At 37.1% G+C, this 23,068-nt stretch carries 21 protein-coding genes; 13 read left to right on the plus strand and 8 right to left on the minus strand.

Annotated elements, in window-relative coordinates; all coding sequences use genetic code 11:
• Nucleotides 1-186 precede the first annotated feature (186 nt).
• Complete coding sequence (locus tag AW17_RS13970; protein ID WP_029277405.1) at nt 187-1,542, plus strand: ATP-binding protein; 1,356 nt, start codon at nt 187-189, stop codon at nt 1,540-1,542.
• Between the two features lie 102 nt (nt 1,543-1,644).
• On the opposite strand, the gene rplI is transcribed toward AW17_RS13970, so the two are convergent.
• From rplI to AW17_RS13990, 4 genes are all read right to left on the minus strand, one after another.
• Nucleotides 1,645-2,088, minus strand: a complete 444-nt coding sequence (gene rplI / locus AW17_RS13975) for a 50S ribosomal protein L9 (protein WP_029277406.1) — start codon at nt 2,086-2,088, stop codon at nt 1,645-1,647.
• A gap of 12 nt (nt 2,089-2,100) precedes the next feature.
• Entirely contained in the window at nt 2,101-2,364 is a 264-nt protein-coding gene (gene rpsR / locus AW17_RS13980; RefSeq protein ID WP_010599582.1) for a 30S ribosomal protein S18, read from the minus strand.
• Complete coding sequence (gene rpsF, locus AW17_RS13985; protein WP_029277408.1) at nt 2,364-2,720, minus strand: 30S ribosomal protein S6; 357 nt, start codon at nt 2,718-2,720, stop codon at nt 2,364-2,366. The genes rpsR and rpsF overlap by 1 nt, the downstream gene beginning before the upstream one ends.
• Nucleotides 2,721-3,010: 290 nt before the next feature.
• Entirely contained in the window at nt 3,011-3,604 is a 594-nt protein-coding gene (locus AW17_RS13990) for a hypothetical protein (RefSeq protein ID WP_029277410.1), read from the minus strand.
• Between the two features lie 182 nt (nt 3,605-3,786).
• Here AW17_RS13990 and AW17_RS13995 point away from each other — a divergent pair, with 182 nt between their 5' ends.
• A complete protein-coding gene (locus AW17_RS13995; RefSeq protein ID WP_209444255.1) occupies nt 3,787-4,650 on the plus strand; it encodes an AraC family transcriptional regulator in 864 nt (287 codons plus the stop codon).
• Nucleotides 4,651-4,654: 4 nt separating this feature from the next.
• Here AW17_RS13995 and AW17_RS14000 read toward each other — a convergent pair whose 3' ends face one another.
• Nucleotides 4,655-5,086: a hypothetical protein gene (locus tag AW17_RS14000; RefSeq protein ID WP_157280308.1), complete on the minus strand. Its 432-nt coding sequence runs from the start codon at nt 5,084-5,086 to the stop codon at nt 4,655-4,657.
• Nucleotides 5,087-5,200: 114 nt separating this feature from the next.
• Between AW17_RS14000 and AW17_RS14005 the strand changes: the two genes are divergently transcribed.
• From AW17_RS14005 to AW17_RS14015, 3 genes are all read left to right on the plus strand, one after another.
• On the plus strand, nt 5,201-5,962 hold the full coding sequence (locus AW17_RS14005) for a DUF1570 domain-containing protein (protein ID WP_029277416.1): 762 nt from the start codon (nt 5,201-5,203) through the stop codon (nt 5,960-5,962).
• Between the two features lie 103 nt (nt 5,963-6,065).
• Complete coding sequence (locus tag AW17_RS14010) at nt 6,066-7,889, plus strand: DNA polymerase III subunit gamma/tau (protein ID WP_029277418.1); 1,824 nt, start codon at nt 6,066-6,068, stop codon at nt 7,887-7,889.
• Nucleotides 7,890-8,420 carry a GRAM domain-containing protein gene (locus tag AW17_RS14015; protein ID WP_029277419.1) on the plus strand — a complete coding sequence of 177 codons (531 nt, stop codon included), beginning with the start codon at nt 7,890-7,892 and terminating at the stop codon, nt 8,418-8,420. It abuts the gene before it with no gap.
• Between the two features lie 112 nt (nt 8,421-8,532).
• Here AW17_RS14015 and AW17_RS14020 read toward each other — a convergent pair whose 3' ends face one another.
• Nucleotides 8,533-8,940 carry a hypothetical protein gene (locus AW17_RS14020; protein ID WP_029277421.1) on the minus strand — a complete coding sequence of 136 codons (408 nt, stop codon included), beginning with the start codon at nt 8,938-8,940 and terminating at the stop codon, nt 8,533-8,535.
• Between the two features lie 397 nt (nt 8,941-9,337).
• Here AW17_RS14020 and galA point away from each other — a divergent pair, with 397 nt between their 5' ends.
• From galA to AW17_RS14035, 3 genes are all read left to right on the plus strand, one after another.
• On the plus strand, nt 9,338-12,163 hold the full coding sequence (gene galA, locus AW17_RS14025) for a beta-galactosidase GalA (protein WP_029277424.1): 2,826 nt from the start codon (nt 9,338-9,340) through the stop codon (nt 12,161-12,163).
• 651 nt (nt 12,164-12,814) lie between these two features.
• Nucleotides 12,815-13,510: a hypothetical protein gene (locus tag AW17_RS14030; protein ID WP_029277425.1), complete on the plus strand. Its 696-nt coding sequence runs from the start codon at nt 12,815-12,817 to the stop codon at nt 13,508-13,510.
• Nucleotide 13,511: 1 nt separating this feature from the next.
• On the plus strand, nt 13,512-14,273 hold the full coding sequence (locus tag AW17_RS14035; protein ID WP_029277427.1) for a hypothetical protein: 762 nt from the start codon (nt 13,512-13,514) through the stop codon (nt 14,271-14,273).
• A 404-nt stretch (nt 14,274-14,677) separates the two neighbouring features.
• Here AW17_RS14035 and AW17_RS14040 read toward each other — a convergent pair whose 3' ends face one another.
• Nucleotides 14,678-16,897, minus strand: a complete 2,220-nt coding sequence (locus AW17_RS14040; protein ID WP_029277429.1) for an NADP-dependent isocitrate dehydrogenase — start codon at nt 16,895-16,897, stop codon at nt 14,678-14,680.
• 622 nt (nt 16,898-17,519) lie between these two features.
• Here AW17_RS14040 and AW17_RS14045 point away from each other — a divergent pair.
• The gene (locus tag AW17_RS14045; protein ID WP_029277431.1) at nt 17,520-18,092 is read left to right on the plus strand and encodes a hypothetical protein; all 573 of its coding nucleotides are present in this window, start codon (nt 17,520-17,522) and stop codon (nt 18,090-18,092) included.
• Between the two features lie 685 nt (nt 18,093-18,777).
• A complete protein-coding gene (locus tag AW17_RS14050) occupies nt 18,778-20,829 on the plus strand; it encodes a TonB-dependent receptor (protein ID WP_029277433.1) in 2,052 nt (683 codons plus the stop codon).
• A 55-nt stretch (nt 20,830-20,884) separates the two neighbouring features.
• Here AW17_RS14050 and AW17_RS14055 read toward each other — a convergent pair whose 3' ends face one another.
• Nucleotides 20,885-21,232, minus strand: coding sequence for a single-stranded DNA-binding protein (locus AW17_RS14055; protein WP_029277435.1), 348 nt, complete (start codon nt 21,230-21,232; stop codon nt 20,885-20,887).
• A gap of 240 nt (nt 21,233-21,472) precedes the next feature.
• On the opposite strand from AW17_RS14055, the gene AW17_RS14060 reads away from it, so the two are divergent.
• The 3 genes from AW17_RS14060 to AW17_RS14070 all read left to right on the plus strand — a co-directional run bounded on the left by AW17_RS14060 (nt 21,473) and on the right by AW17_RS14070 (nt 23,055).
• Nucleotides 21,473-21,838, plus strand: coding sequence for a hypothetical protein (locus AW17_RS14060; RefSeq protein WP_029277437.1), 366 nt, complete (start codon nt 21,473-21,475; stop codon nt 21,836-21,838).
• A 233-nt stretch (nt 21,839-22,071) separates the two neighbouring features.
• Nucleotides 22,072-22,410: an avidin-fold protein gene (locus tag AW17_RS14065; RefSeq protein ID WP_029277439.1), complete on the plus strand. Its 339-nt coding sequence runs from the start codon at nt 22,072-22,074 to the stop codon at nt 22,408-22,410.
• A 96-nt stretch (nt 22,411-22,506) separates the two neighbouring features.
• Nucleotides 22,507-23,055, plus strand: a complete 549-nt coding sequence (locus AW17_RS14070; RefSeq protein ID WP_029277440.1) for a MepB family protein — start codon at nt 22,507-22,509, stop codon at nt 23,053-23,055.
• Nucleotides 23,056-23,068: the final 13 nt, after the last annotated feature.

Genomic DNA, 23,068 nt, shown 5'->3' on the forward strand with positions numbered 1-23,068 from the left:
TGAGATTTAATAATCGAACTCAGGTTATCAAACTTTTTATCAGCCAGTTCATTACATTTTGATAATATTTTTACTGCCGACACAATCAAATGCCCTGACTTTATTACAAAATTCAATAAAATATGCCCTTACTTTGTTACAACAAAACACTATATTTGGGTTGACTTTGTTACAAAATAGAAAATAATGGCATTTAAACGATCCATTGAAGAAAACTTAACTCAATGGAAAAACAGCAAAAATAGGAAACCTCTAATTATTCGAGGGGCACGTCAGGTAGGAAAAACAACACTGATCAAGGACTTTGCAAAAAACTATCCTAATACTATTTTTCTTAATCTGGAGAAGCCTGCACACCGTCAATATTTTGATGATTTTGAAGATGTACAAAGTATTGTTGAAGCACTATTGCTGGGACATGGGATTCAATCGGATAAGATAGCTGAAACTTTGCTCTTTGTTGATGAAATTCAGGAAAGTGCGAAAGCTATACAAATGCTAAGGTATTTTTACGAAGAAATTCCTGAACTGCATGTAATCAGTGCAGGCTCTCTTTTGGAGTTTGTATTACAAAAAGTAAAAAGTTTTCCGGTTGGCAGAGTCGAATTTTTATACTTATATCCTTTAAATTTTCAAGAATACCTTCAAGCTAACCAAAAAGATGATCTATTAAAATATCTGCTTCAAACCCCTGTAAAAGCCGTTGCGCATAAATTATTATTAAAAGCCTTTCATAGATATGCCATTATCGGAGGCATGCCAGAAATAATAAAAACCGATTTAGAAGAACATAACCTTTCAGATCTGCCTATTGTTTACGAAAGCATTTGGGCAACTTACAAGAATGACATAGAAAAATACACCCAGAATGATACAGCGAGAAGAACGATTAACCATATAATAGGCACTGCTCATCTTTTTCTCGATAAGCGTGTTTTTTTTCAAGGTTTCGGCAATTCGAACTATAAATCAAGAGAGGTTGGAGAGGCTTTTAGGATATTAGATGATGCAAAAATTATCCGGTTAATATACCCATCTACCAATACCGAAGTCCCAATTATTCCTGATTTAAAAAAATCACCAAGACTACAATTTTTAGACACAGGATTAGTCAACTACTCATTGGGTATCCAAGGAGAAATGCTTGCTTTAGATGATTTAAGTTCAGCTTACAAAGGAGCCGTTATTCCACATTTATTTACTCAGGAACTGATTTCAGTTGAGCGTATATCTTCTCATAAGCCTAATTTTTGGGTAAGAGAAAAAAAACAGTCTGATGCAGAAGTTGATTTAATTTATGCCTATAAAAAGATTGTAATACCGATTGAAATAAAATCGGGCAGTACGGGAAGCTTAAGATCGCTTCATCAATTCATAGATGCCTCAGAACATCCTTTTGCCATTAGGGTATATGGAGGCGAGTTTAAGCTTGAAAAAACAATTACTCCAGCAGGCAAGCCATATCTCTTATTAAACCTTCCATACTATCTGGGGACACGCATAGCAGAATATTCTTCTTGGCTAACAGAACAAAACCTATAATACTATCGAAATCTTCTTTCTTCCACCCTTATTTGTTATACCAAAAAAATAGCCTCCCGATTTTCATCGAAAGGCCATTTCTATTGATTCTTTAAAGAATGCTTATTCAGCTACTACTTCAAAAGGAACCTGAACTTTAACTTCTTTGTGTAAGTTTAAGTTAGCAACATATTCGCCAACAAATTTAGGTTCAGTTTCGAAAGTAATACGACGACGGTCTACATCAAAGCCTTGTGCTTTTAATGCTTCAGCAATCTGGATGGTGTTAACCGCTCCGAAGATTTTTCCGCTTTCGCCTGCTTTAGCACCGATTGAAAGTTTAACATCAGTTAAACGCTCAGCAACACCTTCAGCATCCTTCTTAATTTTATCTTGTTTAAAAGCAGCTTGCTTCAAGTTTTCAGCTAAAACTTTTTTAGCAGAAGAAGTAGCTAATGCTCCAAATCCTTGAGGGATTAAATAGTTACGGCCATAACCTGGCTTTACTGTAACTACATCATCTTTCTCACCAAGGCCTTTAATATCTTGTTTTAAAATAATTTCCATATCTCTAGCCTCCTATTTTAATTGATCAGCAACGAAAGGTAACAAACCGATGTGACGGGCACGTTTAACTGCCTGAGCCACTTTACGTTGGAATTTTAACGAAGTACCAGTTAAGCGGCGTGGTAATAATTTACCTTGATCGTTAATAAATTTCAACAAGAAATTTGCATCCTTGTAATCGATGTATTTAATTCCGTTTTTCTTGAAACGGCAATATTTTTTACGGTTATCCTCTACTTTAGGGGCAGTTACGTATTGTATTTGTTCTCTTGCCATTACGCTGCAACCTCCTTAGTTTTTTTGTTAAAAGCACCACTACGCTTTTTCTCATTGTAAGCAACAGCGTGTTTGTCTAAACGGATTGTTAAGAAACGTAACACACGCTCATCGCGTTTTAATTCAAGCTCTAATTTTGCGATCAAATCACCTGAAGATTTGTATTCAGTTAAGTTGAAGAATCCGTTTGATTTTTTCTCAATTGGATACGCTAATTTTCTCAAACCCCAATTATCCTCTTGGACAATTTCGGCTCCGTTATCAACAAGGATTGCTTTATATTTGGCTAATGCCTCTTTAGCAACTTCTTCTGATAACAAAGGGGTTAGAACGATAACAGTTTCGTACTGATTCATTGTTATAAATTATGTTTTTAATTTTTAATCCCCGAGGTATATTACGGGGATGCAAAAGTAACAATATATTTCTTAAAATCAAATGATTAATTAGAAAAAACAAGAATCGCAAGCAATTAAGAAAGAAAATTTACATGATAAAACGAAACACAGAAAAATGACCGCGACACATTACCTCATCACGATTCTGGTGCCTCAAATCTCTTGTTGCATATCTCACATCTAATCTCATAAACAAAAAAGGGAGACTATCTATCCGACAATCTCCCCATATCAATTAGCTGTAATGTTTAATAAGTTTCTATCGTTTTAACAAAACGCTCTTCTTTATACGTCACCACAAAGGTTAATTCTTTAGAATCTGTTTTGCTGATATTGAATTTTTTTGTCAACTGCACTTTATCTTTAAATACTTCGCTGTAAACCTCGTCATTGTATTCGTTGTATACTTTAACTTCGATCGGATTTTTATCCAGGTTATCCAGATCAAGGGTAACTACCTGATCTTTTTTAGTATAAACCGGTTTAAATATGTTAGATACTTTTGGCTCAGACACCAATGCCTCACCATCTTTGATGGTTACTGTGTATTTAGCCAGTTTTAACTCAGACTCTACTTTAAGCACATAGTTTCCGTCAGGAAGTGCATTTAAATCATAAACCTTGCTTGATAAAGCTGAAGCATGGATATTTTCTTCAAATAAAACTTCCTTATCTGCACCGATCAGTGACAGATTAACGTCTTCTGCCTTATCTACAGAAAAACGGATAAACTTTTCTTTTTCGCCTTTTACTTTTAGCGTAAAATTATCATCGTTAGCGTGAACACCCGTAGCAGTAAAAAACAACGCTGCTATTAAACCGATTTTTAAGAACTTTTTCATAATCAATATTTTTAAAGAGTTAATAATTATATGACACCACTAAGGTATGGAGATAACTGAGATATAGACGATTGCATATTTTCCAATACCTATGCTATATTACCCCAATTGCAAGGCTATTTTGTTGTAAGTTATAATAAAGCATATTTTTTATGTATTTTAGTGCAATAAATAAGAAAATAATGAAGCCAAGTTTCGAGGTTGTTGAGCCTTCTTTCGGAAGTTCATTCTATTATTCAAAATATGTGGAGAACGCCAACAACATGGCGCACCTCTGGCATTACCACCCCGAAGTTGAAATGGTATTTGTAAATGGCGGTGCCGGAAAAAGGCAGATCGGCAGCCACGTTTCTTATTATACCGATGGCGATCTGATCCTGATTGGCAGCAACCTCCCCCATTGCGGATTTACCGATACCAATACCGGGAATAAAAACGAAACAGTAATCCAGATGAAGCCCGATTTTTTGGGCGCCACTTTTTTAGGCCTACAGGAGATAAAAGGAATCCATGAGCTTTTTGATAAAGCAAAGGCCGGAATTGCATTTGGCAGCGAAACCAAGAGCATGGTAGGCGACCGCATTGAAATGATGGACGATCAGCCACCTTTCGACAGGCTTTTAACCCTGCTCAGCGTTTTAAAAGAACTTGAACATGCCAAAGATTATAAAATTTTAAATGCTGATGGGTTTTCTATGGAAATGCAGGTGCAGGATAACGACCGCATTAATATGATCTTTAACTATGTAAAAGATCATTTTCAGGATCAGATCAGTTTGCAGCACATCGCAGAAATGTCGAGCATGACTGTTCCCTCCTTTTGCCGATATTTTAAAAAGATCACAAAAAAAACCTTTACCCATTTTGTGAATGAATACAGGGTGGTACATGCTTCAAAACTTCTGGCCGAAAAACCCACCAGTATTGCCAATATTTCTTACGAAAGCGGTTTTAACAACTTTAGCCATTTTAATAAGCTGTTCAAGGAGTTTACCGGCAAAAGTGCATCGGAATACCGACATGAACTAAAGTCTATTATAAAATAATAGACTATTTGTTTAAATAGTGAGTGTATTCTTTGTAATCAGTCTTTTCATATTTCGGTCCCTCAACAATGAAAACAAATGATCTTTTATCAACACTCACCAATCTACATGGATTTACAAGTCCAGTTTTAAGCTCAAATCGGCTTTCTGAAATGATTTTATAAGTATTATTTGAAATCTGATCAAAATACTGTATTGCTGTTCCATCTTTCTTAAAATGGTAATATTCTCCCTTAGTAGTCAAGTAAACCGCCTCATTCAACAATTTACCAGTGTAGTCATAATTCTTTTCAACCAGTTTCTCATATTTCCAGTCACCGATAATTTTACTTTTAAAATCTTCTATCGGTTCTTTTTTACAGGAGCATACGATTATAAGTAAGCATAACAATATGCAGTGGGGGAGCGTTTGACGTTTCATAAAAATATTTTTCACGAAGATATGTTTTAGTTATAAATCAATAAAATCATTTTTAACATTTCAACCCATAAAAAACACTTATTTTCACGCATCTAAATTCATTCATTCGCATAAAAATACATTACATCAATGACGAACAAATTTATGCTATTTGTAATAGCAAATATAATCAGCTTATCCCTTTACGCTCAATACGTCGACATTAATTTAGTTAACTGCAAAATAAGCGAAACCGAGCAAAAGAAGATAGAAAAACTGATTGCTTACGAACGCATGTTCTGCAATGAAATTTTCGAAACCAGAGAGAACATTACTGCACCTGTTAAAATAAACCTCTATGGAAAAAGTAAAGATTATCGCTTAGCGCAAAAAACATATAGTGCACCAATAAATAGTGCCGGATTTTACATTGCCGCGATTAACGAGGCCTTTATATATAAGAGCAGTGATTTCATTTCGGTAGCACTCCATGAGGCCAGCCATAGTATTTTCCAGTTTAATTTTAAAAAATCGCCCAAATGGTTAAACGAAGGCCTTGCAGAGTTTTTCGAAACACTAGATTTTGACAGTGAGGGAAATTTATACTCCTATCCACAAAGTGGTAGAATTAAGCGTATAAAAGCAGAAATAGATTCGAAAGACAGCGAAAGGCTAAAAAACTTCTTTAAAATATACAGTGGTTCATTTTACGGCCATGATGTAGACGATAATTACAATACGGCCTACAGTGCGATCTACTTTTTTATAAAATCTAAAAGAACAGACCTGCTTAAAAAAATAATTAAACTAAATACGGAGGGTTACGATACCGAAAAAGCGATTGAACTTACTTTTGGCAGTTTTGATCGGTTTGAAGAAAAATATAAGCTATTTTACAACTATCATAAATAAATTGTTCTTTTAAGCTTAAGCCTCCTGCCTGATCATATTACAACTTTTCAACATTCCAATCTTACCACATTCCAACTGATAAAAAATTCCTATTTTCGTGCCGATGGAAAATTTTATCGTTTCTGCCCGTAAATACCGCCCAGCCACCTTCGAAACCGTTGTTGGCCAGCAGCATATTACCGGTACGTTAAAAAACGCCATTAAAAACAATCAACTTGCCCAGGCATTTTTATTCTGCGGGCCTCGTGGTGTGGGTAAAACAACCTGTGCACGTATCCTTGCAAAAACCATTAACTGTACCAACCCTACAGCAGAAATGGAAGCCTGTGGCCAATGCGACAATTGTCTTTCTTTTCAGAACGGGCATTCTTTTAATGTTCACGAATTAGACGCGGCCTCAAACAACTCTGTTGACGATATCCGTAGCTTAATCGAGCAGGTTAGAATACCACCACAAGCAGGAAAATATAAGATCTATATCATTGATGAGGTTCATATGTTATCGCAGAGTGCATTTAATGCCTTTTTGAAAACATTGGAAGAACCACCTTCTTATGCTATTTTTATCCTGGCCACTACCGAGAAGCATAAAATCCTGCCGACTATTTTATCACGTTGCCAGATTTTTGATTTCAACAGGATCCAGGTAGAAGATATTGCCAGTCACCTATCAACCATTGCCCAACGCGAAAATATTGCGTTTGAAAGTGATGGCTTGCATATTATTGCCCAAAAGGCAGACGGTGGACTGCGTGATGCACTTTCGATGTTCGATCAGATTGCAAGTTATGCAAACAAGAACATTACTTATAAAGCTGTAATCGATAACCTCAATATTTTAGATTACGATTATTTTTTCAAACTTACCACTTATTTAACCGCAGCAGAAGTTAGCCAAACCCTACTCCTGTTCGACGAAATTTTAAATAACGGTTTCGATGGGAATAACTTTATAAATGGCCTGGCTTCGCATTTCCGTAATTTATTGGTGGGTAAAGATGCGTCGACCATTAAACTTTTAGAAGTTAGCGAAAACATCAAACAAAAATATCTCGATCAGTGCAGGCAAACAGAATTATCGTTTTTGTTAACTGCATTAAATCTGGCCAATACCTGCGATCTAAATTACAAGAATTCTAAAAACCAGCGTTTACAGGTAGAGCTGGCACTGATTAAAATGTGCCATATCCGGTCGGTCGTCAATTTAGCACAACAGCCTTTAAGCCCTAATAACACAGCAACTGACGTAGATCAGGATAAAAAAAAAACTAATGTCGTAGCTGGACAGGCAGAAACACCAAAGCCAAAAACAGAAAGCGAAAATACGGATCAAGCTGTAGCGCCTATTGTTAAAACAGCTGTTTTACCGAACATTCCTGAAGAAGAAAAACCTAAGGAAACACCCAGGGTTGGTCCGCCACCATCTGCAACTTCCATCAGTATCAATATTCCAAAGCCCAATTCAATAAGCACACTCATTCCATCTTTAAATGACCTGAACCGGGTTGCACAGGAGGAGGATGATGACGGGCCAAAGAAAGTTACAGGCGAAGCCAGAGAACCTTTTAGTTACGACCGCTTATTGGAAGTGTGGAATGCCTTTACTCAAAAAATGAAGGCGACCGATAAAATCAATCTTTTTACCATCTTAAATAATTTCGCGCCTACGCTTTTAAATCCCGAGCTGATCGAAATTTCGGTAGAAAGTAAAACGCAGGAACACCTGGTGCAACAGGAATCTGTTGAACTGCTGAACTTTTTGAGAAACGAACTTAGCAATTTTGGTGTAGAGGTTACCTATAAACTTGTTGAACGTAAAATAGAAAACAGGCTTTATGGCAACCGCGAAAAGTATGATTACCTGGTAAACAAAAATCCAAAGCTGGACGAATTGCGCAGAAGATTTAATTTAGATGTTAATCCTTAAATGAACTACGAAAAAAAACCTGATGCCAAAGCTTTTTTAAAAGTGGGCTTAATTTCTGGCTTATTCTTTTGTCTCTTTTTCGGTACTGCACTAATCTTTCTTTATGATTTACATGCTGCATTGGTTATGGGGCCAATTGCTGGAATGCTTTTTGGCCTGATTATGGGACTTATGTTATATTTCTTTTCGAAATCTAGAAGCGTAAATAACCAGTCAAAACTAGAGGGTGTAGATGAATCGGAAATAGTTTATGCCGGAGCTGCAAATCATTTCAAAAAAAAAGAGGCTGTAGGTGGAAAATTATACCTGTCAAATGATCATTTAATATTTAAATCTCACAACTTAAATATTCAAAACCATACTCTTTCTATTGAAATTAACAATATAAATGAAGTTACATTTTTTAGCCCGCTAGGATTAGCTAAAACCGGACTACAAATCACCTTAAAAGACAACGCGGTGGAAAAATTCGTAGTTAATAATAGAAATATCTGGCGGCAACATATCGAGCAATTGATTAATAAATTTTAGATTTAATACTAAAACAAAAAGCAGGATTACACATCATCGCAAATGTTTAACCCTGCTTTTCCAATTATGATTGTTTCGTCAAATAACTATCCTCACGACAGTGATCTATTGACTATTTTTGGGGCGTATCGTTAATCGGATAACCTTCTTCATCTAAATCATCACGGTTATCTTCGGGTGTTCGGGCAAGTATTTCATCTTCAGGGTTCAGCTTTACACTCTCCCCGTTATCTACGTGCATGCCTAATTCTTCCAGGTTATCCTCCGCAATTTCTTCATTGCGGGCATATTCATCACCAATATAAGGGTTAGCTTCATCATAGGTCGAATCATCATCTTTGGCACCAGCAGCAACCGTTTCGTATCCCATCGGGTGGTCGTAATCTTTATCTGTACCTCTTACATCGAGCTCGTAACTCTGCTTATTTTCATCATAAGCGAGATTCTCTTTATTGATTTCGCTATTTTCTGTGCTACTGTGTATTTTATCCTGCGATCCTTTATTCTCGTTATTTGCCATGATATGGATGTTCTAATTTATATGAATATAACAAAATGATCCCGATAAGGTTTGTTTCTAACAAGAGAATCTTTCAATTATTGGGCGTGCCCCAAGCTGCGCAAGGGTCGGGCTATACACTTCAAGTCCTCGCTCGATGAAGAACCGGGCTGTGGGCTTTCCGTTGCTATCCCTCACGCAGAAACAACAGATTCTAATTTCCATTTTTTTTACGGAGCACAAATCTCTACAAATGATAATTTCACTTATAAAAAAGGTAATTCGACATATTAAAAGAGCAATTAATTCATATAAATTTGTTTATTAAACATCTATTTTAGTTTTTTTAAAGTTGCGGTGCAATTAAAGGTAATACCTTAAAAAAATCAAACCAAAATAGCTAGCCAATAATAACCAAATGAGACCTCAACAAAATACTAAATTCATCCTTGCACTATTATTATCAATCTTTTGCCTGTTCAACAGTATGGCACAAAAAAGAGAGGTATTCTCTTTCGACAAGAACTGGAAGTTTTACCAGGCAGACGTAGCCTTCCCAGTAATAAAAGGCCATGGAGCAAGTTATGCCAATGCAAAAGCCGGAAAAGCCTGGGGAGCGGCAGCACCAGAGTATAACGACAGTAAATGGACAATACTCAATTTACCACACGATTGGGCGGTAGAAAACCCATTCGATTCTAGTGCAAATGTTTCGCAGGGATACCGCCAGCGCGGCATTGGATGGTACCGTAAAAGCTTTAAACTAAATGATGCAGACAGAGGCAAACATTTAGAGCTGCAATTTGAAGGAATTGCTACCTATGCCACCATCTGGTTTAACGGGAACCTCGTACATCGCAACTGGTGCGGCTATACTTCCTTTTATGTAGATATTACCTCAATGGCCAAATATGGCGATCAGGTAAACAACGTTGCCATACGTGTTGATGCCAATGCCATGGAAGGCTGGTGGTACGAAGGTGCTGGCATTTACCGCCATACCTGGTTGGTAAAACGAAGCCCTGTACACATTGTTACCGATGGGGTATTTGCCAATCCGGTTAAAAAAGAAGGAAATAACTGGACCATCCCTGTGGAGGTTAATCTGAATAATATTGATAAAAACACGCAGAAAGTAGTGGTAAAATCAACATTGTTTGATAAAGCAGGTAATAAAATAGTGAGTGGAACCAACAACCTTTCCCTGTCAGAACTACAAACGGGAATTACAAAATTTGATCTTCAGGTAGCTAACCCTAAATTATGGAGTATAGAAAATCCAGAACTATACAAAATAGAAACTGTGGTAGAACAGGATGGAAAAACAGTTGATAAACTGGTTACCAAATGTGGCTTCCGCACCGCACATTTTGATGTGAACACCGGTTTTTACCTGAACGGAAAAAATATAAAGCTACATGGCGTATGCAACCACCAGGATCATGCAGGTGTGGGCGTTGCCTTACCAGATGCCATTTGGGAATTCAGGCTCAAAAAATTAAAAGAAATGGGCGTAAATGCTTACCGCTGTTCTCATAACCCGCCACCGATAAAAATGCTCGAACTATGCGACAGCCTGGGCATAATGGTCATGGACGAAAACAGAAACTTTAATGTTTCGCCCGAATATATGCGCCAAATGGAATGGCTGGTACGAAGAGACCGCAACCACCCAAGCATCATTATGTGGTCGGTGTTTAACGAAGAACCCATGCAGGGCACCGAGCAGGGTTATGAAATGGTACGCCGCATGAGCGCCCTGGTAAAATCGTTAGACACCACCAGAGTGATTACCGCAGCCATGAATGGCGGCTTATTTAGCAAATTAAATGTATCGCATGCTGTTGATGTGGTAGGCTTTAACTACCAAACGGGTTTATACGATCGTTTTAGAAAAGAAAATCCCGATAAGAAACTAACGAGTTCGGAAGATATTTCATCTTTCCAGATCAGGGGTGAGTATAAAACCGACAAAGCAAATCATATTATAGATGAATACGATAGCGAAGCGGCACCTTGGGGTGAGACGCAACGCAATGGCTGGAAACCTATAGCAGAACGGCCCTGGTTAGCTGGTCAGTTTATTTGGACAGGCTTCGATTACCGTGGTGAACCTACCCCTTTTGCCTGGCCATCGGCAAGCTCATTCTTTGGTATTATGGATTTATGTGGTTTTCCGAAAATGGCTTTCTATTTAAAGCAAGCACAATGGCGTAAAGATATTGATGTACTTCAACTGGCGCCGCACTGGAATTGGCCGGCAGATAGTATAGGTAAACCGATAAAAGTAATGGCCATGAGCAATGCAGATAGTGTAAGTATTAAATTAAACGGCAAAACAATTGGTGGCCAAAAGGTAGATCAGTACGAAATGAATACTTTTAATATTGCCTATAAACCGGGCACCTTAGAAGCATTTGGTTATAAAAAAGGCAAACTGGTTTCGAAATTCAAAACAGAAACAACTGGTAAGGCCGTAGCGCTAAAATTAGAACCTTATTTAAAAACATTGGCAAATGATGGTCTTGATGCCATACCTGTTACCGTACAAGCTGTTGACAGCAAAGGCCGGGCAGTACCAACGGCCAACCTTATGGTTACTTTTAACATCAGCAATAAAGGCAAAATCATTGGCTTGGGCAATGGAAATCCCAACAGTCACGAACTTGAAAAAGGGAATAAACGCAGTTTATTCAATGGTTTGGCACAAGTTATTTTACAAGCTGTTGAAGGTGAAGAAGGCGTTATCGAATTAACGGCTACTGCCGATGGACTTAAGCCTGCAAAAATTATTTTGCCTTTAAACCGAACGGCCGTATTACCACAAATAGATGCCGTAAAAGGTCCGTTAATGGTTAATGATTTTACCATGTCGCCTTTCGTTTCTAAAAAACCAAATGCCAAACAAACCTTATCAGATAACGATATGAACTCCTGGCAACCTGTTAAAGCAGGCGAGCTGATTAAATTTGCAAATGGCACTTTTGTGCTGTTTAACACTAATTTTATGATGGAGAAAGCCAATGCTAAGGCTGTACTCAAATTAAATAAATTGGTAGGCAAAGCCGAGGTATGGATAAACGACCAATTGGTTTACACTAAAGCCGATCCAAAACAAGAAAACGTAAACATCAAATTTGAAGCAAAGGCAGCTAAAAACAAACTGGTTATCGTTATAGAGGCAGCAAACAATACCCAGGCAGGTTTAGGCGGTACCGTAACTGTTGATACCGAAACGAATTAATTCACTTGGTTGGAGAAAAAAGTTTTGATAAAAATTAGCATATTTTTCATTTTTGAAAGGCAATGACTCTGCTGCTTCGGTTCCGATAGTCCCGCCCTTTGCTTAATCCGATGAAACCTGTGAAACAAGCAAGCACGCAATAAAAAACAAAAGTGTAGTGCTTAAATCGGGATAACGCTGCCGGTCGCGTTTATTTTACTCAGAATAGCAATACTATTTAGGCCAGCTAAATCTAATCAAAGTTAGATGACAAAAATTTAAAAACCATCTTTTAATTAATTTGTGTTTATGTAAAAAACCGGAAGGTTGTGTTTTATCAAGAAGCATAGCTATGTATAAAAGACACTAGCTATTTTATTCTATACGTTTGTTAATTATTGAGCTTTTTTTTGATTTGGTGTAAAATAGCGTGGGGTTGGTGTAAAAAAAAGTAAATTAATCTAATGACATTTCTATATTTGAAGATAATAAAGGATGTGTACTTAGTCTCACAAGTATGTCTTATTTATCATCCCAAAATTTCTTGAACAAATTCTATTTAGCAATAGGCTGCTAAGTAAACCAACTAAATTAACGCTATCTTTTTGTTGTGTAATTGTTTTTGAATTGATTTTAATAAATTAAAAAAACAGATAACTAAAAACAAAAAGTATGAAAACAATTCAAAAACCATTTAAAAATTGGAGTGGTTTAATTTTAATTTCGACAATCTTGCTTGGTGCATGCAAGAAGGACATTGCTAAGGATGCTACTTATGAAACTAAACAACAAAAGTTAGAAAAAGCAATGTTGCGGGCTGGATTAAAACCTATTGCTAATAAAGATATCCCGATAGGGATTAAACCAATAGAACTTTCCGATGCACAAGTTGATAGTATTATTAATGGTTTGGTGCCTAAAAACGATAATATATCTATATTCAGCAAAAGTAGACCCATTCTTGCTACTTTACCCATTGCGAAAGCTAAGCTCAATAATACAATCATGGACGATGATGGTGGAGCTGATGTGCCATGGGGTACAGTCAGTTTTTTAGGGTCTAAACAGATCTATTTTTTTGTCAATGTAACAATTGGTGTTAATTTAACATTTAATAAGATAAAATCTCAAGGAACCTTTATCTACACCACAAACTCAACCGTTGTGACTGCAACAAAATACGATGCTGGTACATTGACATATAGTGGGGTTAGTGACCCGGTTGCCAGCTATGTCGATGGTTCAGTAAATTTTAGTGGAAAAATTACATTGTATTACAGTTACGGAGGTTTCTCATGGGAGGGTGAAAGAACGGTAGGCGCACATGGAACCAGTGCAAACAATACCTTGACTGTAACTGTAGAATAACATGAAGAAATTCCTTGTATTAATTTGTGTTTTTTTAGTCGCCTTAAATTTCGCTGTCACTGCACAACAATCAGTAGAGGCAGAAATAATTGTGGTTAAGCCCGCCTACGAGTATGAAAAATCACCTTTTTATTTTCACCATACTTCCTTGGGTAATTGGATAAAAGGAGTTATTACCGATTCAACTTTTATTCCACAAAACGAAATTAAAACAGTTACCCATAATGGATCTCAGGGAGGAAGTTCGGTAACATCCTATCCTAACTACGAATTGATTAATCTGGAACATTCAACCCATTGGAGCGTAAGTCCCCAGGAGAGTTATTCAATTGCCACCAAACATAGCGATTCTACTGAACTTGCCGATTCTTCGGCATTTTACCGCTTTGCCTATGTGGATAAATTTAAGGATATATCTGGCTACAAGTGCCAGAAAGTAGTTGCTACAAATAAGCTAACCAATCGCCAGGATTCTATGTACGTCTGCAAAGCACTTAATAGTTTTAAGTTTAGGGCCAATTCTAAATTTAGAAAGGCAGATTTTATTATGCAGTTTTTTTATCGGTACGGCGAAAAAGTCCAGGCTTTTACGGTTGTTTCCCTAAAAAAGGATGTCGTGCCGCTTTCTTCATTCTCCTTTCCCAAAAATTGTTTGTTTTTCAATAGACGTAAAGATTTGGAAAAATGGTATGAAGACCAGGCAAAACTTAGAACAGAGGCAAAAGAAGGATTAGATCTACCGGATATTAGGCAGAAAAAGTAACTACAGAAGACTCCTTAGGATTAATTGCCGTTATTGATAAATCATTATAGTACATGTAAAAGGTTAGTGATTCGGTGGGTTATAAATTCAAAGCCTTTCAGCGTAGAAGTAGCGCGACTGCCATAACCCAAAAGCGAATGCATCTGCTTTCCAAATAAAAGACTCATCAACCTCCTGGCAAAATGACTATAAATCTGACAACGTTAAACCATAAAAAAGCGTCCCAATTTTTATACCGGGACGCCAGAATATTTTAAGAGTTGTCAACTTCCGTACCAGAAGCATATTAAAGTTGACAACTCATAAAAAAAGCGCCCTGATTTTTATATCGGGACGCCAAAATATTTTAAGAGTTGTCAACTTCCACTCTAGAAGAACATTAAAGTTGACAACTCAAATTTAGCTTACAAACTAGCCAAAGAAGTATTTAATGTTTCGCTCGGGCGCATAGCTTTACTTGCCAACTCATCATTAGGGTTATAGTAACCGCCAATGTTTTGAGGCTTACCTTGCGAACCGATTAACTCTTCGTTAATTTTCGCTTCGTTTGCTAACAAGGTTTTAGCCAATGGCGCAAATCTGGCCTGCAAATCAGCATCCTTAGTTTGTCCAGCTAAAGCTTCAGCCCAATATAAAGCCAAATAGAAGTGAGAACCACGGTTATCGATAGTACCCAATTTTCTGCCTGGCGATTTATCCGTTGCCAAAAATTTCGCATTTGCCTCATCCAAAGCATCAGCTAATACCTGCGCTTTTGCATTATTTTGCGTTTGAGATAAATGCTCTAACGAGGCCTGAAGTGCCAGGAACTCACCAAGCGAATCCCAACGTAAATAACCTTCTTCAATAAATTGCTCAATATGTTTTGGGGCAGAACCACCAGCACCAGTTTCGAACAAACCACCACCGTTCATTAAAGGCACGATCGATAACATTTTAGCAGAGGTTCCTAATTCTAAAATTGGGAATAAATCTGTCAAATAATCACGCAATACGTTACCGGTAACCGAAATGGTATCTAAACCTTTACGGATACGCTCCAAGGTAAATTTAGTGGCCTCGATTGGAGCCAAAATGCGGATATCCAAACCTGTAGTGTCGTGGTCTTTTAAATAGGTATTTACTTTAGCGATGATTTCTCTATCGTGCGCTCTATTTTCGTCTAACCAGAAAACGGCAGGAGTTTCTGATAAACGCGCTCTGTTAACCGCTAATTTTACCCAATCCTGAATTGGGGCATCTTTGGTTTGGCACATGCGGAAGATATCGCCTTTTTCTACTTTCTGATCGAAAAACACTTTACCATCAGCATCAGTTACGCGGATTGTTCCGCCAGCAGTAGCTTGGAAAGTTTTATCATGCGAACCATATTCTTCAGCTTTTTGAGCCATTAAACCTACATTTGGTACCGAACCGATGGTAGTCACATCAAAAGCACCGTTTGCTTTACAGTCATCAATGGTTGCGGTGTAAACACCGGCATAACAACGGTCTGGAATTAAAGCGATGGTATCTTGTGCTTTACCTTCTTTGTTCCACATCTGGCCTGAGGTACGGATCATGGCCGGCATTGAAGCATCAACAATCACATCAGATGGCACATGTAGGTTGGTAATTCCTTTATCAGAATTTACCATGGCCAGGGCCGGACCGTTTTCTATGGCCTGTGCCAAAGCAGCTTCAACTTCAGCTTGTTTTGCGTTGCCTGCAATTTTAGCGTAAACATCGCCTAAACCATTTCTGGTATCAATGTTCAGTTCTTTGAAAAGATCTGCATATTTAGTAAACACATCTGCAAAGTAAACTTCAACAATGGCACCGAAAATAATCGGATCAGAAACTTTCATCATCGTTGCTTTTAAGTGCGCAGATAACAATACGCCCGCTGCCTTAGCTTCAGCAATTTCTTTAGCCACAAAAGTTTTCAATGCCGATAAGCTCAATGCAGAACTATCAATCACCTCTCCTGCTTTTAATGGCGATAAAGCTTTTAATTCGGTTATTGCCCCATCAGTAGCAACAAATTCTATTTTAAACTGGCCTGCTTCAGCAACAGTTGTAGATTTTTCCGAACCGTAAAAATCGCCTTCAGTCATGCTCACCACTTTGGTTTTCGAATCTGCCGACCATTTACCCATCGAGTGTGGGTTTTGTTTAGCGTAGTTCTTAACTGCTTTAGGCGCTCTACGATCGGAGTTACCCTCACGCAAAACCGGATTTACAGCCGAGCCTAAAACTTTTGCATATTTAGCTTTAATTGCTTTTTCTTCATCGCTCTGTGCATTATCAGGATAATTTGGAATGGCAAAACCCTGCGCCTGCAGCTCTGTAATTGCACCTACCAATTGCGGGATAGAAGCAGAAATATTTGGTAATTTGATAATGTTAGCTTCTGGTGTGGTAGCCAAAGCACCAAGTTCCGCTAAAGCATCACCAATTTTTTGATCGTCTTTTAAATACTCAGGAAAGTTTGCCAAAATTCTTCCTGCTAAAGAAATATCTCTGGTTTCTACATCAATACCTGCTGATGCGGTAAAAGCTTGTACGATAGGTAAAAGTGAGTAGGTTGCCAACATAGGCGCCTCATCGGTTTTGGTGTAGATAATTTTTGATGTATTTGACATGTTTATATTGATTTTGCTTATTAAGGTTAATTATTCAACCGGTTTTCAGGTTTGTAAACCGATCTTTTTAAAATCGCCTAAAGATAAAATAATCGAATGAATTAAGGAACATCGCAGTGTTATTTAAAGTTTGAATATGCAGTTATTTTACAGATAAAAAGTAAAATATTAATGACGGAATTTGTTTGGGAGCGCAAGGTCATTTGCAATTATTAAAGTCATCCCTGCTCTCCGCTTTATCCCGAAGAAAAAATCGGGATGTCCGCTCCGATCAGGGCTAGAAACTTAGGCCTGTAGCACAGAAAAATGACATAGTTGCAGAAAAATGACCAAACTAAACCTGATCGAACGGTCCCGATTTTTCATCGGGAAGGTAGAGCAGGAAGAAATTAACAGATGGAATACTGCAATTGCTTTTCAAAAAAAATAAACGACTATAACACACATTGTTTTATATTCAGGTTTATTGCGGCATTACAGATATTTTTATTGAATCGGATGACGAACTTTTCTATTCAAAAATATTGTCTAATAAAATTTTAGTTATAAATTTATTTTTAAGAAATTTCCTGGTCAGAAAATCTAAATTTGATCGAAATATTCGACATTAACGCTCACACAAATGAAAAGTAACCCTAAAATTAAACTTCAATTATTTATCTTTCTCTTTCTTTCCATTTTTCTACATGCCTGTTCTCCCAAATTATATGTGGATGAAAATAAACGTTATCAGGCCGGAACACTGACCGATGCGCAGGTGGATTCGCTGCATCTTTTTTTAAAAGAAAACCAGAGGCTTGCCTTAAAAGACACCATTATCATCAAATATGATTTCAATAAAGACGCCTGCTGGAAAGACCTTAGCTATCAGAATGCAGAATTCCTGAACAACGTAAGATGGACCTTTCAAAAAAACATTCTCGAAAAAGCCGAGGCCAGGCCGAAAGTTGCCATTTACCAATATCGTGAGGATGGAAAAAGTTTCAGTCAGGTCAAATCGAAAGGCTTAGAAATAGAAACCGATTCGGGTTTTCTTAGAAAATTATTATTTAAAGAAGCTACTTCCTGCGGAACCTCAGCAATTATCCTTCCAAACGGGAAATTTTTACTGGTAAAATCAGATCCTCAATTCTCTGCGCTGATATTAAACGCAAAAGACATTGAGAAAAAATTACAGGAAAATCTGGTTAAATAAGGCAAAAAACAATCCAGGTTTGAGTTAGAAACGATTTAACAAAATTTAACTAAAAAATTAGGTGTAATACTGTAATTTAGTTTTAATTAATCGTTTTCAAATTAACAACTGGAAATTTATGCTCAAATTCCTTTACTCCACTCCCATAACCCTAAAAACGGATCATCTTTTCGGTGATCAGATTTTTGTTGCTCAATCAATATCTCAATTTTAAAAGATCATATAATAAAAGTACTTCCCTGTTAATACAGCATTGAACCAGGGAAAATAATATGCGCTCTCCAGGAAGGTACTCCAGGGTACTTTCCTTTTAATCTGAGTTCGATAATTAAATACTGATTTGATTATCGAACTCAGTTTTGGGTTAAGTCGGTCGTCACCCTTACCTGTAGCGCAGCGGAAAGCTACGCAGTAAATTTATTTCAGGGTCTTTCCTGCCAAAAAAAGATGCTGAAACAAGTTCAGCATGACGATAAGATTAGAAATAAGCCTTGTCTGATAGTTATTTTTACAATTTAATAATCGAACTCAGGTTCATAGGTTGTTCTTTTGGCTGTTAGCCTCTTTTAACAGGTAAAAAACAGGAGACGAAATCAATAATAGTTTACAAAATAACCACAGAGTTAGCAGAATATGCACTAAATTTATCTGCCAATCTCTGGTTAAACCGTCAATTATCATTCTATTGAAACAGAACCTTACTTTACTCTTAATTTTACTTTCCTTTACCAGTTTAGCGCAAACGATAAAACCCGATTCGACCAAAAAACTCGAAGAAGTTACCGTTAAGGGTTATTACAATTCGCATTCATTATTAAGATCGGTATCAGCCGTAACTTTGATTGATAGCAATTTAATCGGAAATCAACAGAGCAGTTCCTTAGTAAGCACTTTAAATACTGTTCCTGGCGTAAGAATGGAAGAACGTTCGCCAGGTAGCTATCGCTTATCGCTCCGTGGCAGTTTACTCCGATCTCCTTTTGGCATTCGAAATATTAAAATTTACATTGATGATTTCCCCTTAACTGATGCAGGTGGAAATACCTACCTAAATGCCTTAGATGTTTCTGCGGTAGGTATGATGGAGATTTATAAGGGACCAGAAGCCAGTATTTTTAGTGCAAATACAGGTGGTGCTATTTTGATTAATCCCTCCGCCATAAACCACAATGAAATTAATATTTCAGCAATTGGAGGTTCTTATGGTCTTTTGCATCAAACGGCATCAATCAAACAACAATATAAAAAGTATAGTTTCAGCTTCAGCGAAGGATATCAGAGAAGCGATGGGTATCGACAAAACAGTGCAATGGGTAGAAAATATTTTCAAACGCTGCAGCAATGGAATTATAGCAACGCTGGCAGTTTAAAGGCTTTTGCTTTTTATAGCGATTTAAATTACGAAACACCAGGTGGATTAACTGCTGCACAATTAGATCAAAATCCTAAACTGGCCCGTCCGGCAACACCAACACTACCTGGCGCCATTTCACAGCAAGCTGCCATTTACAATAAAACCATTTTCGGGGGGATATCCAATTCGTACCAGATCAATAAATACCTAAAGCATGTTATTGCTTTGTTTACCTCGTATACCGACTTCAAGAACCCGTTTATAACTAATTACGAACAGCGCTACGAAAGTACGCTTGGACTAAGAACATTTTTAGAATACGCTCAGGCAAAAGAAGACATTAAATTTAATGCTCAAATAGGATTAGAAAGTTCTGCTACCAAAAGTCAGATTAAAAACTTTAATAATAATAGTGGGGAAGCTAGCTCAATGCAAGCTTCAGACCGCTTAAAAGCCAGCCAGGATTTTGCTTACTTCAGATTAAACTTCGACATCAACAACAAATTTCTGATCGAAATTGCATCGAGTTTAAACTTTTTTAGCTACAACTATGAAAGTTACTTCCCTGTCACCATTGCAACAAAAGAGCGTAAGTTTAATACCCAATTTATGCCGAAGGCTGCCTTATCTTACTTAGTCGCGAACGACTTCTCTGCCAGGGCTTCTGTAAGTAAAGGTTATTCAACGCCTACTATTGCAGAAGTGAGGTCGTCTGACAACAACATCAATAATGACCTGCAAGCAGAGTCAGGCTGGAATTATGAACTAGGCTTAAGGTATAAAACAGGGAATAACCGCTTTTACGCCAACGGAAATGTATTCCATTATGAGTTAAAAAATGCAATTGTAAGAAGGCTAAATCAAAATGACGCTGAATATTTCATAAATGCAGGCGGAACAAAACAAGAAGGTATTGAATTGGAAACAGCCTTGTGGATTATCAAAAACAATACTTCATGGTTAACAGGATTACAACTAAGAAGCAATTATACCTGGAGCCGATTTAAATTTGAAGATTTTGTAAGCGGCACTAACAATTATGCGGGTAACCAACTTACCGGAGTCCCGAAAAACATATGGGTTAATAGTCTCGAATTTAACTTTAAGAAAGAACTTTACCTCTTTGCTCAACACAACTACACCTCAGCCATTCCGCTAAATGATGCCAATACCACCTTCTCTAAAAGATACCATCTGCTTGAAGTAAAGGCAGGAATAAAAAACCTAAGGTTAAGCAGAGCCCGTCTTGATTTATTTGCAGGCTTAAATAATCTACTAAATGTTGATTACAGCTTAGGTAATGATTTAAACGCCGCAAATGGGAGGTATTTTAACCCAGCCCCAGGAATTAATTTTTATACTGGCCTTTTTATTAAATTGTAATCTTTAAATCGCATCATATAAATTGAACATCTATATGATGCGAGTATGCTATAAGCTAAAAGGCTTCTTGTTTTTCTCTTTCCTTGATGATCACATCACTAACTACTATTTCTATTGCATAGCGTTTTTTACCATCTGTACCATCATAAATATTTGTTTGTAACCTGCCTTCTACAGTTAAGCCTGTACCCTTTTTAACCTGAGTTTCGGCAAGTTCGGCTTTTGCATTCCAGAAAGTTAAATTGAACCATTGCACTCTTTTTACTTCTTCACCCCCAGAATTTCTATAGGTTTCGTTTATGGCCAGGTTAACCTTTGCCAATTTCTGATTTCCAAAAGTTTTAATCTCTGCATCTGCTCCTGCAAATCCGCTCAATACTACTTTGTTAATTGCACTTTCCATGATCTTTAAATTTTAAGTTTCTAAATGTTTAACGAACAGTCATCATCTCGATAACCGACAGGACAAAAGTGCCAAGATGATCAAAAATTAGTCGGTTCGTAAACATTTATAGTCGTTTATAAACGTTTATACACGGAAAACATGCATTTAAAGCCTCAAGGAGGATGTTTTATTTTTTTTATTCCACCATTTTATTTTTATAAATTAGGTCATCATCCCATAATAAAAAAAGAAATTATTATGGAACGTTTATGTTTAGACTGCGGAACCCTGATTAGGGGAAGGGCCGATAAAAAATACTGCGATGATTCTTGTCGTAACAATTATAACAATCGTTTAAAGATTGAGGATAATCTCGTGATTAAAAGGGTAAATAGCATACTAAGAAAGAATCGTGCTATCCTTGCTGCTCTTAATCCAAATGGTAAAACCAAGGTTACCGGTAAAAAGCTAATTTCGGCAGGCTTTAATTTTGAATACCATACCTATAGTTATGAAACCCTGAACAGCAACACATACATTTTCTGCTATGAATACGGTTATTTAATTTTAGGTGATGACAGGTATCTGCTGGTAAAAAGGGAAGAAAAGCTTTGGCTGGCCTAGTTTAAAACGCTTTGATCTGCTAGTGTTATTTCCAGCATAAAAAGACGCATATAATCTCCCGCAAGTTTCGCAGAAAGCGCTGATTTGTAATTTACTCAGCGTTAATCTGTGTGATCGGGAAATTAACAACCATTATACAATTAACTTATCACTGGATTTAAACACCTAAAATTTGTAGAAGGCTAATCGTATTATTTTTTTATTCAGGAGGAGATGGTTAGATTTATCAGCTTATGATAAACTATAACAACAAGCTTTTTAAACCCACAAGCAATACAGAAAATGGTGAAACGTCAAACGAAACCATTTTTAGGTATAAACAAACAGGAAATATCCTTACTGCTGAATATACAGGCGGAAAAATTATTTTTGGCCATTTAATTGGTTTAGTTGATGAAAACGGCAACATCGAAATGCGCTATCACCAGGTAAATAATCAAGGGGAACTCATGACCGGAATCTGCCATTCAAAGCCAGAACAATTAGCCAATGGCAAAATCAGACTTCATGAAACCTGGCAGTGGACATCGGGAGATAAATCAAAAGGACAATCAATTATCGAAGAACAATAAAGGCCTGGTTGACCAACAAGCTAAAACCGTTGTGGTAAATTAAATACAAGCCCCATTTTTGTCCAATTTCTTTCATCTCCAGTTTTATTAGCCAATATGCCTCCAAAAGAAAGTCAAATTAATCGAATACCGTTTATATTACGAACCGCATTCAATTTAGTTTACAGCCCGCTTAATTATCAAATAAATAACCTGCAAATAGAAGGTGAAAGTAGGGAATATGCAGCCTGTACTTTTGAATTAAACGGTCTAAAAATCAAGCACCGCCTTTCTAAAATTACCCCAACCAAGACTGGCCAATTTGTAACCATATGGAAGCGGAATGAAGCAGGGATTACTACTCCGTTTAATGATCAGGATGAATTTGACCTATTAATAATATCTGCCAATAGCGTTGACCTATGTGGCCAGTTCATTTTTCCAAAAGCCATATTGGTACAACATAAAATTATTACCAAAAATGGAATAGAAGGTAAAAGAGGGATTAGGGTTTATCCTCCCTGGGATACAGTAACAAATAAACAGGCTGAGAAAACCCAACAGTGGCAAGCACCTTATTTTCTCCAGATTGACCTCAATGAAAATATCGATCTTGCAAGGGCGAAGAAATTAATTAGCAATGGAATTAAACAAACAGGATTTTAAAATCCCGGTCAAA

Source organism: Pedobacter borealis DSM 19626, from assembly GCF_000708285.2.
GTDB classification, from domain to species: domain Bacteria; phylum Bacteroidota; class Bacteroidia; order Sphingobacteriales; family Sphingobacteriaceae; genus Pedobacter; species Pedobacter borealis.